This window comes from Sinorhizobium meliloti, from assembly GCF_017876815.1.
Classification (GTDB): domain Bacteria; phylum Pseudomonadota; class Alphaproteobacteria; order Rhizobiales; family Rhizobiaceae; genus Sinorhizobium; species Sinorhizobium meliloti.
The window spans coordinates 1-12449 of record NZ_JAGIOS010000001.1; the positions used below are offsets into that span (position 1 = coordinate 1).

The following is a 12449-nucleotide window of genomic DNA, read 5'->3' on the forward strand; positions in this document are numbered from 1 at the left end:
AGGACGGGGTTTCGGCGAAGGTGGAATTGAGGAAGGAACGCGCCGGCGACGTGGCCAGCCGGAACGGATGCCGCTCGTCGGCCACCTCGATGAGGTCGACGTGATCGGGAAACTCGGGAAGCTGACCGTGTGGCCCCTGAGCCCCCATCGCCTTCGGTGGCCGGTTCGGCGCGGGCGTACCCGTCCAATCCGCCTTGAACCGGAACCTGCCGTCCGGATGCCCGAAACCGTTGAGGAAATGCGCCTCGTCGAAAGCCGGTTGGCAATCGAGCCATTTCCGCTCTTTCATCTCGTCGTAGCCGATGCCGTAATTGGCGAGCAATTGGTCGATATGCTGCCGTTCCGTCAGGCGGAAGCCGGGACAGTCTGCAACGCCGAGACGCTTTGCCAGCTCTTCGATGACGAAAAGATTGGTGCGCACGGTCGGCGGCGGCTCGACGACTTTCGGCCCGAGCAGGATATGCTGGTGGCCGCCACCGCGATAAAGATCGTCGTGCTCGAGGAACATGGTGGCCGGCAGGACGATATCCGCGAGCTGCGCGGTGTCCGTCATGAATTGCTCGTGCACGGCGACGAAGACGTCGTCGCGCAGGAAGCCGCGCTTCACCAGCCGCTGCTCCGGTGCGACATTGACCGGATTGGTGTTCTGGATGAGCAGTGCCGTCACGGGGCCGCGATGGCGAAGCGCTTCGGCATCTCCGGTCAGAACGCGGCCGATCTGCGACTGGTCGAGCATGCGCACATCCGGATCGTGAAAGGCGCTGCCGACGAGTTCGCGCTTGTCCAGCCGGAAAATGTCGTTGTTCGAATGGAAGGCGCCGCCGCCCTCATGTTTCCAGGAGCCGAGCACCGTGGCAACGGAGGCTGCGGCATGGATCGCGACGGAACCGTTGCGCTGGCGGGTGAAGCCGTAGCCGAGACGGAAATAGGTCCGCGGCGTCGTTCCGACGAGTCTCGCGAAAGCTTCGATCTCCTCCACCGAAAGCCCGGTGATCGCGGAGGCCCATTCCGGTCCGCGCGTCTTCAGATGCGCTTCGAGTCCCGCGGGATCGTCGGCGAATTCAGCCATGTAGGCGCGGCCCGCATGACCGTCGCGGAAGGCGACGTGCATGACGGCGCAGGCGAGCGCCGCGTCGGTGCCGGGCTTCAGGACCAGCCCCATATCGGCCTGCTTGATCGTCGGATTGTCGTAGACGTCGATGACGACGATCTTGGCGCCGCGCTCCTTTCGCGCCTTGACCGCGTGGGTCATGACGTTGACCTGCGTCGCCACCGCATTGGTGCCCCAGATCACCACGCAATCGGACTTGGCCATCTCCCTTGGGTCCGGTCCGCGCAGGGTACCGGTCCCCATGGTGTAGCCGGTCCAGGCCATGTTGGTGCAGATCGACCCGAAGAAGCCGGAATAACGCTTGGCGTGGCGCAGCCGCTCGATGGAGTCGCGCTGCACCTGCCCCATGGTCCCGGCATAGAAATAGGGCCAGACCGCCTCCGAGCCGTGTCTCTGTTCGGCCTTGACGAACTGGTCGGCGATCTCGTCGAGGGCCGTCTCCCAGGAAATCTCCTGCCAACGCCCCTCGCCCTTCGCACCGACCCGGCGTTGCGGCACCATCAAGCGGCCGGGATGATAGATACGCTCCGCATAGCGGGCGACCTTGGCGCAGATGACCCCGGCGGTGTAGGTGTTTTCCGCCGCGCCGCGTACGCGCCCGATCCGGCCCTCGGCGGTGAGGTCGACCTCCAGCGCACAAGCCGAGGGACAGTCATGCGGACAGACCGAATGGCCGATTGTCTTTTCTTGTCTGATAGGGGTCGCAACGTTCATGGCTTTTCTATATGGCATGGCCAGGGACGCTCAAAGCCCCATTCGCCATTCATCGAAACAATTGATCGCGGCCATCGGTAACGCTTATGAACTACCGGCACATCTACCACGCGGGCAACTTCGCCGATGTCCTGAAGCACGCGGTGCTGGCGCGGCTCGTCACCTATCTGAAGCAGAAGGACAAGGCCTTCCGCGTGCTGGACACCCATGCGGGGATCGGCGTTTACGACCTTTCGAGCGAGGAAGCGCAGAAGACCGGCGAATGGCGCGAGGGCATCGGAAGGCTGATCGAGGCCGAGCTTCCCGCGCCGGTCGCCGCCATTCTCGAACCATATCTTTCCGCCGTTCGCGACCTCAATCCCGAAGGCGGCCTCATGCATTATCCGGGGTCGCCGAAGCTCGCCCGCATGTTGCTTCGTCCGCAGGACCGGCTGTCGGCCATGGAACTTCATCCGGAGGATCACGAGGCGCTGCACCGGCTCTTCGAAGGCGATTTCCAGAGCCGCATCACCCGGCTCGACGGCTGGCTGGCGCTGGGCGCACATCTGCCGCCGAAGGAAAAGCGAGGGCTCGTTCTCGTCGATCCTCCGTTCGAAGCCGAAGGCGAGTATGAGCGGCTGGTGGATGGGCTTGCCAAGGCATACCGCCGGTTCACCGGCGGCATCTACTGCCTCTGGTATCCGCTGAAGAAGGGCGCGCCGATCAGGGATTTTCACGAGTCGCTCAAGGCTTTGGAAATCCCGAAGATGCTTTGCGCCGAACTGTCGGTGCGCAGCGATCGCGTTACCCCGGGGCTCGCGGGATCGGGCCTCGTCATCGTCAACCCGCCCTTCACGTTGAAAGGCGAACTCGACATTCTCCTACCCTACCTGAAGACACAACTCGCCCAGGATCGTTTCGCTTCGGGACGTTGCTTCTGGCTGCGCGGCGAGGCGCCGCTCAATCGAGGGCCTTGACGGATAAGGTTCTGTGGCTTCAATCTCTTACGACGACTCAGGGAGGTAGCCATGACTTGCAAGCTTGCCGCAATGCTTCTCACCTCGCTTTCCCTCGTTGCCGGCATGGCCAGCAGCGTGGCCGCCGCAGACTTTGCGGAAGTTCCCGTCGCCCGGCACACCTACGACGTCGGCGTTTGCGGCAACCCCTCCGTCCTCGGCTTCATCACCCGACGCTTCGACTACAAGGCGGCGAACTACCTGCGCGCCAACATCGCCATCGCCGAGATCCGCGAAATGGGTCAGAGCCGCTTCGAACCGCGCGATTACACCCATCTGGTGGAACGCGAATATTGCTACGCGACCGCGGTGATGACGGACGGCGTTCGGCGCCCGATGTGGTATCTGATCGAGAGACCATGGGGTTTTGCCGGCGTCGGGTCCAATATCGAGTTCTGCGTCGGCGGCCTCGACCCATGGTATGTCTACGGCGCCAACTGCGCTTCGCTTCGGTGATCAGCACCTGACGCATGTCGCCCAAAAGTGCGCAGCGGCTTTGGGACAACGACATGCTTGAGTACAAAAAGCTGAAGCGCATCTCACGAATTCGATCGAACGCGACGCGTTTCTGGCTGCTGCCGGCAATCGTCGTCCTTGGTACGCTTGTCGGCTGTGGCGGTGAAGACGGCAGCCAGACTGCCCCGAACCCCTCGAAAGATTTGGCGAGAAGTGCGTCAATCGCGCCTGCGCCCGTCGGCACGGGCTTCGACTTCTATGTGCTTTCCCTCTCCTGGTCGCCGACCTGGTGCGACGCCAACGATCCCAAAGGCAAGTCCGATCAGTGCGAAACCGGCAGCGGACATGGCCTGATCGTACACGGACTCTGGCCGCAGAACGAAAACGGCTATCCGGAATATTGCCGGACGCGGCACTCGGACCGCGTGCCCGAATCGCTCGGACGGCAATATTTCGACCTCATCCCCTCTATGGGCCTTATCGGCCACCAGTGGCGCAAGCACGGCACCTGTTCTGGCCTCAGCCAGAGGGATTATTTCGCGGTCACGCGCGCCGCGCATGAGAGGCTCACCATTCCTCCGGAATTGACGACTGCGGACGGCGCGGAGAGCCTCTCCGTCCAGGCGATCGAAGCGGCCTTCGAGAAGAAAAATTCCGGGATGACGAGCGAGTCGATCGCTGTTACCTGCGAAGGCAGGCTACTCGAAGAAATCAGGATCTGCTTCGACAAGGAACTGAAATTCAGGGCTTGTCCTCAAGTCGACCGACAGGCCTGCAGACGAGACACCGTCTCGCTGCCTCCAGCACCATGATGGAAAGACATCGGATGAAGATACTCTACTCGCCCGCCTCCCCCTATTCGAACAAGGTCCGCATGGCGGCTCATCATGCCGGAATCGCGGCGGAAAGCGTTCTCACGGAAACCAATTCCAATCCGCCGCAGCTGATCGACAACAACCCGCTGGGCAAGATTCCGACGCTGATAACCGCGGACGGCCTGGCAATCTACGACAGCCGGGCGATCATGCATTTCATCGATCGTGAAACCGGGGGCAAGCTCTATCCGAAGAATCACGAAAAGCGTACCCGGATCGAGATCTTCGAGGCGCTTTGCGACGGCATTTGCGACAGCCTGCTCGCTATCGTCTACGAGAAACGCTTCCATCCGCCTGAAAAGGTGCACCAGCCCTGGATCGACCGGCAATGGGACAAGGTGGAACGGGGGCTCGACCACCTCGAAGCGAACCTGCCCAAGACCGGCAGCAAGCTCAATGCCGGTCACTTCGCGCTCGCCGCCACGCTGCGCTACATCGAACTGCGCTTCGCCGGCGAATGGCAGAAGGGCCGGCCCAAGCTGAAGAACTGGCCTGCCAAATTCGAGAAGCACTTCCCGGATTATTCGAAGTTCAAGGCTTGAGCTTTTGCGCGTGCCCCTCATCCCGCTGCCGCGACCTTCTCCCCGCAGGCGGGGAGAAGGGACACGCAGCCCCGCCTTGCCCCGAATTCAACGGCGAAACAGGCCTGGCGCTTGCCGCTTAGCCCCTTCGCCCCTTCGCCCCGCTTGCGGGGAGAAGGTGCCGGCAGGCGGATGAGGGGCACGTAAAGCAGCCCACAATACAAAAAGGCCGGGTCGCCCCGGCCTTTTCGCACTGTTGATGCGGATCAGAACTTGACGCCCATACCGAGTTTGACGCTGTGCTCGTCGTAACCGGACGAGATCGTCGAACCGCCGGCGCGGAAGTCCTTGGAGCCGTAATCCGTGTAGCGGTATTCGGCACGCGCAGTGATGTTGTCGGTGACGAAGGTTTCGGCGCCGACGCCTGCGGTCCAACCGACAAGGGTCTTGTCGTCGGAGCCTGCCGGAGTCGAAAGCTTGGCATTGCCGAGTGCGACACCGGCCGTGCCGTAGACGAGAACCGGGTTCAGGTCGACACCGACGCGACCGCGGACCGAGCCGTTGACACCCTGCTTGACGCGGCGGCCGCTGGAGCGGGAGTCGTTGCCGGTGTAGTTTACGTCGGCCTCACCGCCATAAACCATCTGACCGTCCTGAACGTTGTAGCCGCCATAGAGACCGCCACCGAAACCGACCGACTTATTGTTGCCGGTCGCATCGGCCTCGCCATGGTGCCAGTCGATGGTGCCGCCGACATAGGCGCCGGACCAGTTGCGCACTGCCGGTTCGGTATATTCGGCAGCCGGAGCAGCCGGAACTTCGTCGACCACGTCAGCGGCGTGGGCGGCCTGGAAGGCAACGAGGGCCATGGCCGAGGCCATGAGGGTGGTGGTGAGCGTACGCATACTATTCTCCTTTCGAACCGGCGTTCCGTTTTAGTTGTTTCTCAGCGGAACACCGGACATCTGCAATTAACCCGCCCGGTTGACCCGAAATTGATCAGGAAATGAGGAATCTCAAGAGCCAAAATGTGAAATTTTAGTGGCGGCAACGCGACTGAAATGCGATGTTGCAGCGCAGACACAGGTACTTTATTAACCACGATTCAATATTAACGAAAGATATACTATAGCAATACAAACTGATGCAAATTACGGCTTCCGCGTTAATTTTTCAGAAATGAATCGTCCGGCGAGAGTTCCGGCGAGCGTTTCCAGCCTATATCTTCTGCCACTCGGCATCAGGATTCGAAGAACGGGACGAAACGTTGAAAAGGACACTCAAGGCGGCGCTCGTTACCGGCGGCGCCCGACGCATCGGCAGGGCAATAGTCGAGGATCTGGCGGCGCACGGTTTCGCGCTCGCCATTCACGCGAACGGATCGTTCGCAGAAGCGGAGGCGCTCGCCGGGAAGCTTGGAAAGACCGGCGCGAGGGCGGTCGCGCTCAGGGCCGATCTTACCGAGGTCGGCGCCGCCTCCGGGCTCGTCGCGGAGGCAACGGCCTTGCTCGGTCCGCTGGATCTCCTCGTCAACAATGCCTCGGTATTCAACAAGGACAGCCTCGCCGAGTTCGACGAAGCGGTCTGGGAGCGGCACTTCGCGCTGCATGTCAAAGCCCCCTCCCTGCTCGCCCGCGATTTTGCGCTGCAGCGGCCGGCCGACGTCTCCGGTCTGATCGTCAATGTCATCGATCAGCGCGTCTGGTCTCCAAATCCGCGCTTTTATTCCTATATGTTGTCCAAATCGGCGCTGTGGACGGCAACCCAGACGATGGCCCAGGCGCTCGCCCCCGACATTCGCGTCAACGGCATCGGACCCGGGCCGACGCTGCCCAACGAGCGACAGGATCCGCGTGATTTCGAGGCCCAGGTCGAGGCGCTCATCCTCAGGCGCGGTCCGGCGCTCGAGGAATTCGGACGTGCGATCCGCTTCCTTTTCGACACGCCGTCGGTTACCGGACAGATGATTGCACTCGACGGCGGCCAGCACCTTGCCTGGGAGACGCCGGATATTCGGGAGATAGTGGAATGAACGGGCAGACGCCCACCGATGGCGGCATCCTTTACGACGCCACGGAGACCGACGACGAAGACGATCTGGTTGAAGTGACCGAGGCCGAACGGCCGGCGCCGGCAATAGGATGGGCGGAGAGCCTGCCGGAAGCGGCGGGCCTCAAGGGAGCCGAACTCATCCAGGCCTTCGTCAAGCGCCTGCCGAACGGGCCCGGCGTCTACCGGATGCTCAACGAGGCCGGCGACGTGCTCTATGTCGGCAAGGCCCGCAGCCTGAAGAAGCGGGTGAGCAACTATGCGCAGGGGCGAGGCCACTCGAACCGCATCGCGCGCATGGTCCGCGAGACTGCGCATATGGAATTCGTGACGACGCGGACGGAGATCGAGGCGCTGCTGCTCGAAGCAAACCTCATCAAGCGCCTGCGCCCGCGCTTCAACGTGCTTCTGCGCGACGACAAGTCCTTCCCCTATATCGTCGTCACCGGCGATACGCGTGCGCCGGCGCTCTACAAGCATCGTGGGGCGCGCAGCCGCAAGGGCGACTATTTCGGCCCCTTCGCCTCGGCCGGAGCAGTCGGACGCACGATCAACTCGCTGCAGCGCGCCTTTCTTCTCAGAACCTGCACCGACAGTGTCTTCGAAACACGCACGCGCCCCTGTCTGCTCTATCAGATCAAGCGTTGTTCCGCGCCGTGCACGAACGAGGTCAGCGATGCGGATTACGCGGAACTGGTCAGCGAAGCCAAGGATTTTCTCTCCGGCAAGAGCCAGGCGGTGAAGGCGACCATTGCCTCCGCCATGGCCGAGGCTTCGGAGAACCTCGATTTCGAGCGTGCCGCGCTTTACCGCGACCGGCTGGCCGCGCTGAGCCACGTCCAGAGCCACCAGGGCATCAATCCGGCCGGCGTCGAGGAAGCGGACGTCTTCGCCATCCATCACGAAGGCGGCATCTCCTGCATCCAGGTGTTTTTCTTCCGGACGGGGCAGAACTGGGGCAATCGCGCCTATTTTCCGAAAGCCGATCCTTCGATTCCCCCTGCCGAGGTGCTCAGCGCGTTTCTTGCGCAGTTCTATGACGACAAGCCCTGTCCGCGGCAGGTCCTGCTCTGCGCCCCCGTCGAGGAACAGGAACTGCTTGCACAGGCGCTCAGCGAGAAATCCGGCTACAAGGTCTCGATCCTCGTGCCGCAGCGCGGAGAGAAGAAGGATCTCGTCGAGCATGCGCTCGCAAACGCCCGCGAGGCGCATGGCCGCAAGCTCGCCGAAACGGCTTCGCAGGGGCGCCTGCTCGAAGGCTTTGCCGCAACCTTCCAACTCCCTTACGTGCCGCGCCGCATCGAGATCTACGACAACTCGCATATTATGGGCACCAATGCGGTGGGCGGCATGGTCGTCGCCGGCCCGGAGGGCTTCGTCAAAGGCCAGTACCGAAAGTTCAACATAAAATCGACCGACATCACGCCGGGCGACGATTTCGGCATGATGCGCGAGGTCATGACGCGGCGCTTCTCCCGCCTCCTGAAAGAAGAGGGCAAGCCGGATCGGTCCGCAGAGCCGGGTGAGGATGCCGGTTTCCCCGCGTGGCCCGACGTCATCCTGATCGATGGCGGCCAGGGCCAGATGACGGCAGTTCGTACGATTCTCAAGGAACTCGGCATTGAGGACTGCGTGACGGCGATCGGCGTCGCCAAGGGCGTCGACCGCGACGCCGGGCGCGAGCGTTTCTTCGCCGAAGGCCGGGAAAGCTTCACTCTGCCGCCGCGCGACCCCGTCCTCTACTTCATCCAGCGTCTGCGCGACGAAGCGCACCGTTTCGCGATCGGCTCGCACCGGGCTCGCCGGAAAAAGGAAATGGTCAAGAATCCGCTCGACGAGATCGCCGGAATCGGCCCGACGCGCAAACGCGCGCTCCTCACCCATTTCGGAACCGCCAAAGCCGTCTCCCGCGCCGGCATCAACGACCTGATGTCGGTAAACGGCATTTCCGAAACGGTCGCCCGTATCGTCTACGAGCATTTCCACGAAGACGCCGCCAAATGACGGGGCGGCGCGGTTCAGCCTGCGTTCAGGCGAAATCCGCCAAATATGACAGGCGTCACGCAATGATCTGTTGACCTTATGGTCGCAAAGTCATTCTGTACAGCTGAACCCGGAGGGGATGAGGAAAGGCGTTCGGCGTTTCCGCCCGCATCCCGCTTCGACCACTAGAATCGATCGCGCCGAGACCCCAGATGGCGGGAAATGAGGACTGTCGTGTCCAGAGAAACCGAATCCATGCCAACGCCCATAGCCTATAGCATCCCAAATCTGCTGACCTATTTCCGCATCCTCATCGTGCCGCTGATCGTCTTCTGCTTCTTCATCGAAGGCCGGCTTCACAGCTCGGATTTTGCGCGCTGGACCGCGCTCATCCTCTTTGTCGCGGCTTCGATCACGGACTTCTTCGACGGCTATCTCGCCCGCATATGGAAGCAGACCTCGAATATCGGCCGCATGCTCGACCCGATCGCGGACAAGCTGCTGGTCGCCTCGATCCTGCTGCTCGTGGCCGCCGACGGAACGATCGCCGGCTGGTCGATCTGGGCTGCCATCATCATCCTCTGCCGCGAGATACTGGTTTCCGGCCTCCGCGAATATCTTGCAGCCCTCAAGGTCAGCGTTCCGGTGACGCGGGTTGCCAAATGGAAGACGACGATCCAGATGGTCGCGATCGCCTTCCTGCTCGCCGGTCCCGCCGGCGACAAGATCGTGCCCTATGTGACGGAAGCCGGTATCCTGCTGCTGTGGATCGCCGCGGCCATCACACTCTATACCGGCTACGACTATTTCCGCGCCGGCCTGAAACATGTGGTCAACGAATGAGCACGGTAAACCTCGTCTATTTCTCCTGGGTTCGCGAGCGCATCGGCAGGCCTGAAGAAACACTGGACCTGCCGGAGAATGTCGTCACGATCGCCGACCTGCTGGGCCATCTGAAGACCCGCGGTGAGGAATATGCCGCGGTTTTCGAGCACGCGAACGTCATCCGCGCGGCGATCAACCAGGAACATGTGGAGCACGGCGAGCCGATCGCCGGCGCCCGAGAGATCGCCCTCTTCCCGCCGATGACGGGCGGCTGAAGCCATGGCCGCCCCCGTCACCGTGCGCGTCCAGCGCGACGACTTCGACATCGCCGCCGAAGTCTCGGCGCTTTGCCGTGCGCGGACTGACATCGGTGCGGTGGTCACGTTTTCGGGGCTGTGCCGGGACGAGGCCGGAGCCCTCAGTGCGCTCGAGCTCGAGCATTATCCCGGCATGGCAGAGGCGGAGATCGAACGGATATGCCACGAAGCGGTCGAGCGCTTCGGCCTGCAGGCTGCAACCGCCATCCATCGCTTCGGCCGCATGGAGCCGGGAGCGAATATCGTCCTGGTGGTGACCGCCTCGCCGCACCGGCAGGCGGCATTCGATGGCGCGAATTTCATCATGGATTTCCTGAAGACCTCGGCCCCCTTCTGGAAGAAGGAACATCACGCCGACGGCAGCGCAGGCGATTGGGTCAGCGCGAAGGATGCGGACGACGCGGCACGCGATCGCTGGACGCGCCGCTGATCTCTCACGCCGCCTGAATCACGATGTTTTTAGGTCGGGTCGACCTAAAAACATGAGCGTGATAGATTCCAAGAAGTTGAGACGCGCGATGCGGGCGGAAAACCGCGCACACTTTTCCTCTTCCCGCTCTGATCAGGGAATGATCTTTTCCCGGCGCGTGACCACGAGCACGATCACCAGAAAGCCGAATATGGCGAAGTCCCGCCAGAGGATGGGTCCATAGGCGCTCCACACCGTCTCCATGAGGCCGATGCCGGCTGCGCCCAGTGCCGCGAATAACGGCGAAGTCTGCCCGCCGATGGCGGCGATGAACAGGACCTTGACCCCGAAGGTCAGCCCGGTGCCGAAATCCATGTTGCCGTAATAGGAAGCAGCGAGAATCCCGCAGAACGCAGCGATCAGCGACGCCACGCCATAGGCGGCGATATAGACCGCTCCCGGATCGATGCCGCAAAGCGCGGCGGCCTTGCGATCCTCGGAAACGGCGCGCCAGTAGCGGCCTGCATAGGAACGGGTCAACAGCCAATGGCCGCCGGCGACAAGGGCCATCATGAGCGCGGTGTTGACGAGCTGCACGACCGTCAGCGCGACCGGAAAGGCAGGGTTCGGCCAGAACACCACCACGTCGTTCAGGAAGGGCGGCAGCCAGAGGCTTCTGGTGTCGGAGGCGAGCCGGGCCGTTTCCATCAGCACCAGCAGGCTTCCGAGCGAGGCGACGACCACGGCATTGGCGGAGGAAAAAGCCAGGGGCCGCATGACGTAGCGGCCGGCAATAAGACCGGCACCTAGCCCGAATGCGAGCGCCGCTGTCGCCCCGAGCCCGAGCGCCGCCGGCAGTACCAGCCACAGCCGGTTCCAGCCGACATCCGCGAAGAGCACGAAGATTTGCCCGGCAAAGGCGAAGAGCGCGCCATAGGTCAGGTCCGCCCGCCGTGTGACAGCAAAGGCGATCGCGTATCCGAAGGCGAGCGCCGCATAAAGCGCGGCCACGGGTACGGCATTGGCGATCTGCTGCAGAAAATAGGCCATGGCACATCCGCGTGGTGACAAGCGTACTATAACTGGTAAAATGGCTTTTACCAGTTAGGATTTTCGCATGAGCTTCACCTGGACCGCACATCGATTCTCCGGCGGCGCGCTCGCACTGGACGTCGCCAATTCCGTGGTCATGCGCTTCGATGCGGAGCGCAGGATCGATCGCTTCGACGACCCGGCCGCGATCGACACCTTCGCCGAGGCCGCAAATCTCTACGGCGCCGAACGGAACCGTTTCGGCACGCTCGTCCCGGCAAAATCAGAGCGCCGAAATGCATTCATCGGATTGCGCGAGGCGACGGACCGCCATTTCCGCGCCCTGGTGAGGACTGAGGACCGGCCGGATCTCCTGGCCGACCTGCTCGAGGCGATCGCCACCGTCCTGCGTCAACCCGCAGACACGCGCAAAGGCACGCCGCTCGATGTGGCCACGGCGCATTCGGCACTTGGCCTCATTGCCGGACCGGAGAGGGAACGCCTGAAAATCTGCCCCAACTGCGCGTGGCTGTTTCTCGACCGCAGCCGCAACCGGAGCAGGACGTGGTGCGACATGGCGGTTTGCGGCAACCGGACGAAGGCCAGGCGCCATTATCGCCGCAGCAGGGAGGAACCGAAGCCATGAAGAGCGCCATGATATCCGCTCTGCTCGCCGCAGCGGTCGCTGCCGGCTGTCAACGCGAAAGCGGCAGGGATCCGCTCGAACTGACCGGCAAGATGTTCGTGTTCAACTATCGGCTGGCCTATGCGACCTATATGGTCACACTCAACAAGACGGAGCCGGTTCCGGATGGAAGCACTGTCGTCGCAACCTTCGAAAACCCTGCCGGCGGCAATCCGCTGACGCTTGAACGGAAGCTTTTCCCGAAGCTGAACAAGGTGGTGCTGGAAAGTCCGGACATCACCTGCGTGAAGAAGCAGAGACCCTATGCCGTGACCATCGAGGTCAAAGGACCGGACGGGACATCGCTTCAGAGGCTGGAGACGACTGTCGTTTCGGACATCGATCAGGACGTGATGCCGGCGAAGCCCCTTGTCGAAGGTCCGGCCTACGACAAGAACCCGGAGGTCTTCAAGGACGGCAAGGCGCCGGCGCGCTTCGAGACCGCCACCTGTCCGACGTAAAAAGCCGGAGCGTCGC

Annotated in this window: 14 protein-coding genes; 11 read left to right on the forward strand and 3 right to left on the reverse strand. The window is 62.5% G+C overall.

Annotation, left to right across the window (positions count from 1 at the left end):
- Positions 1-1843 (reverse strand): molybdopterin-dependent oxidoreductase (locus JOH52_RS00005; protein ID WP_209566030.1); only part of this gene is annotated, 1843 nt, incomplete at its 3' end.
- 68 nt (positions 1844-1911) lie between these two features.
- Here JOH52_RS00005 and JOH52_RS00010 point away from each other — a divergent pair.
- The 4 genes from JOH52_RS00010 to JOH52_RS00025 are packed head-to-tail and all read left to right on the forward strand — an operon-like array spanning position 1912 to position 4693.
- Complete coding sequence (locus JOH52_RS00010) at positions 1912-2781, forward strand: 23S rRNA (adenine(2030)-N(6))-methyltransferase RlmJ (RefSeq protein ID WP_010969089.1); 870 nt, start codon at positions 1912-1914, stop codon at positions 2779-2781.
- Positions 2782-2832: 51 nt separating this feature from the next.
- Positions 2833-3276 carry a hypothetical protein gene (locus JOH52_RS00015; protein WP_017266916.1) on the forward strand — a complete coding sequence of 148 codons (444 nt, stop codon included), beginning with the start codon at positions 2833-2835 and terminating at the stop codon, positions 3274-3276.
- Between the two features lie 53 nt (positions 3277-3329).
- The gene (locus JOH52_RS00020) at positions 3330-4088 is read left to right on the forward strand and encodes a ribonuclease T2 family protein (protein WP_010969088.1); all 759 of its coding nucleotides are present in this window, start codon (positions 3330-3332) and stop codon (positions 4086-4088) included.
- Between the two features lie 14 nt (positions 4089-4102).
- A complete protein-coding gene (locus JOH52_RS00025; protein ID WP_003531606.1) occupies positions 4103-4693 on the forward strand; it encodes a glutathione S-transferase in 591 nt (196 codons plus the stop codon).
- 245 nt (positions 4694-4938) lie between these two features.
- Here JOH52_RS00025 and JOH52_RS00030 read toward each other — a convergent pair whose 3' ends face one another.
- The gene (locus JOH52_RS00030; RefSeq protein WP_003531607.1) at positions 4939-5577 is read right to left on the reverse strand and encodes an outer membrane protein; all 639 of its coding nucleotides are present in this window, start codon (positions 5575-5577) and stop codon (positions 4939-4941) included.
- A 362-nt stretch (positions 5578-5939) separates the two neighbouring features.
- Between JOH52_RS00030 and JOH52_RS00035 the strand changes: the two genes are divergently transcribed.
- The 5 genes from JOH52_RS00035 to JOH52_RS00055 all read left to right on the forward strand — a co-directional run bounded on the left by JOH52_RS00035 (position 5940) and on the right by JOH52_RS00055 (position 10276).
- A complete protein-coding gene (locus JOH52_RS00035) occupies positions 5940-6704 on the forward strand; it encodes an SDR family oxidoreductase (protein ID WP_003531608.1) in 765 nt (254 codons plus the stop codon).
- Entirely contained in the window at positions 6701-8725 is a 2025-nt protein-coding gene (gene uvrC / locus JOH52_RS00040) for an excinuclease ABC subunit UvrC (protein WP_014526665.1), read from the forward strand. The genes JOH52_RS00035 and uvrC overlap by 4 nt, the downstream gene beginning before the upstream one ends.
- 234 nt (positions 8726-8959) lie before the next feature.
- Positions 8960-9547, forward strand: a complete 588-nt coding sequence (gene pgsA, locus JOH52_RS00045; RefSeq protein WP_003531610.1) for a CDP-diacylglycerol--glycerol-3-phosphate 3-phosphatidyltransferase — start codon at positions 8960-8962, stop codon at positions 9545-9547.
- Positions 9544-9804 carry a molybdopterin converting factor subunit 1 gene (moaD, locus tag JOH52_RS00050; protein ID WP_003531611.1) on the forward strand — a complete coding sequence of 87 codons (261 nt, stop codon included), beginning with the start codon at positions 9544-9546 and terminating at the stop codon, positions 9802-9804. Before pgsA ends, moaD begins: the two co-directional genes overlap by 4 nt.
- A gap of 4 nt (positions 9805-9808) precedes the next feature.
- A complete protein-coding gene (locus JOH52_RS00055) occupies positions 9809-10276 on the forward strand; it encodes a molybdenum cofactor biosynthesis protein MoaE (RefSeq protein WP_014526664.1) in 468 nt (155 codons plus the stop codon).
- A 132-nt stretch (positions 10277-10408) separates the two neighbouring features.
- Here JOH52_RS00055 and JOH52_RS00060 read toward each other — a convergent pair whose 3' ends face one another.
- Positions 10409-11305, reverse strand: a complete 897-nt coding sequence (locus JOH52_RS00060; protein WP_010969084.1) for a branched-chain amino acid ABC transporter permease — start codon at positions 11303-11305, stop codon at positions 10409-10411.
- 67 nt (positions 11306-11372) lie between these two features.
- On the opposite strand from JOH52_RS00060, the gene JOH52_RS00065 reads away from it, so the two are divergent.
- Together JOH52_RS00065 and JOH52_RS00070 are read left to right on the forward strand one after the other, a co-directional pair.
- Positions 11373-11933: a CGNR zinc finger domain-containing protein gene (locus tag JOH52_RS00065; RefSeq protein WP_010969083.1), complete on the forward strand. Its 561-nt coding sequence runs from the start codon at positions 11373-11375 to the stop codon at positions 11931-11933.
- The gene (locus JOH52_RS00070) at positions 11930-12433 is read left to right on the forward strand and encodes a hypothetical protein (protein WP_003531615.1); all 504 of its coding nucleotides are present in this window, start codon (positions 11930-11932) and stop codon (positions 12431-12433) included. Before JOH52_RS00065 ends, JOH52_RS00070 begins: the two co-directional genes overlap by 4 nt.
- Positions 12434-12449: the final 16 nt, after the last annotated feature.

Coding starts and splice junctions, on each gene's coding strand:
- JOH52_RS00065 (WP_010969083.1), top strand. CDS start 11,373: ATGAGCTTCACCTGGACCGCACATCGATTCTCCGGCGGCGCGCTCGCA.
- JOH52_RS00015 (WP_017266916.1), top strand. CDS start 2,833: ATGACTTGCAAGCTTGCCGCAATGCTTCTCACCTCGCTTTCCCTCGTT.
- uvrC (WP_014526665.1), top strand. CDS start 6,701: ATGAACGGGCAGACGCCCACCGATGGCGGCATCCTTTACGACGCCACG.
- JOH52_RS00025 (WP_003531606.1), top strand. CDS start 4,103: ATGAAGATACTCTACTCGCCCGCCTCCCCCTATTCGAACAAGGTCCGC.
- JOH52_RS00070 (WP_003531615.1), top strand. CDS start 11,930: ATGAAGAGCGCCATGATATCCGCTCTGCTCGCCGCAGCGGTCGCTGCC.
- JOH52_RS00055 (WP_014526664.1), top strand. CDS start 9,809: ATGGCCGCCCCCGTCACCGTGCGCGTCCAGCGCGACGACTTCGACATC.
- JOH52_RS00010 (WP_010969089.1), top strand. CDS start 1,912: ATGAACTACCGGCACATCTACCACGCGGGCAACTTCGCCGATGTCCTG.
- JOH52_RS00060 (WP_010969084.1), bottom strand. CDS start 11,305: ATGGCCTATTTTCTGCAGCAGATCGCCAATGCCGTACCCGTGGCCGCG.
- moaD (WP_003531611.1), top strand. CDS start 9,544: ATGAGCACGGTAAACCTCGTCTATTTCTCCTGGGTTCGCGAGCGCATC.
- pgsA (WP_003531610.1), top strand. CDS start 8,960: ATGCCAACGCCCATAGCCTATAGCATCCCAAATCTGCTGACCTATTTC.
- JOH52_RS00030 (WP_003531607.1), bottom strand. CDS start 5,577: ATGCGTACGCTCACCACCACCCTCATGGCCTCGGCCATGGCCCTCGTT.
- JOH52_RS00020 (WP_010969088.1), top strand. CDS start 3,330: ATGCTTGAGTACAAAAAGCTGAAGCGCATCTCACGAATTCGATCGAAC.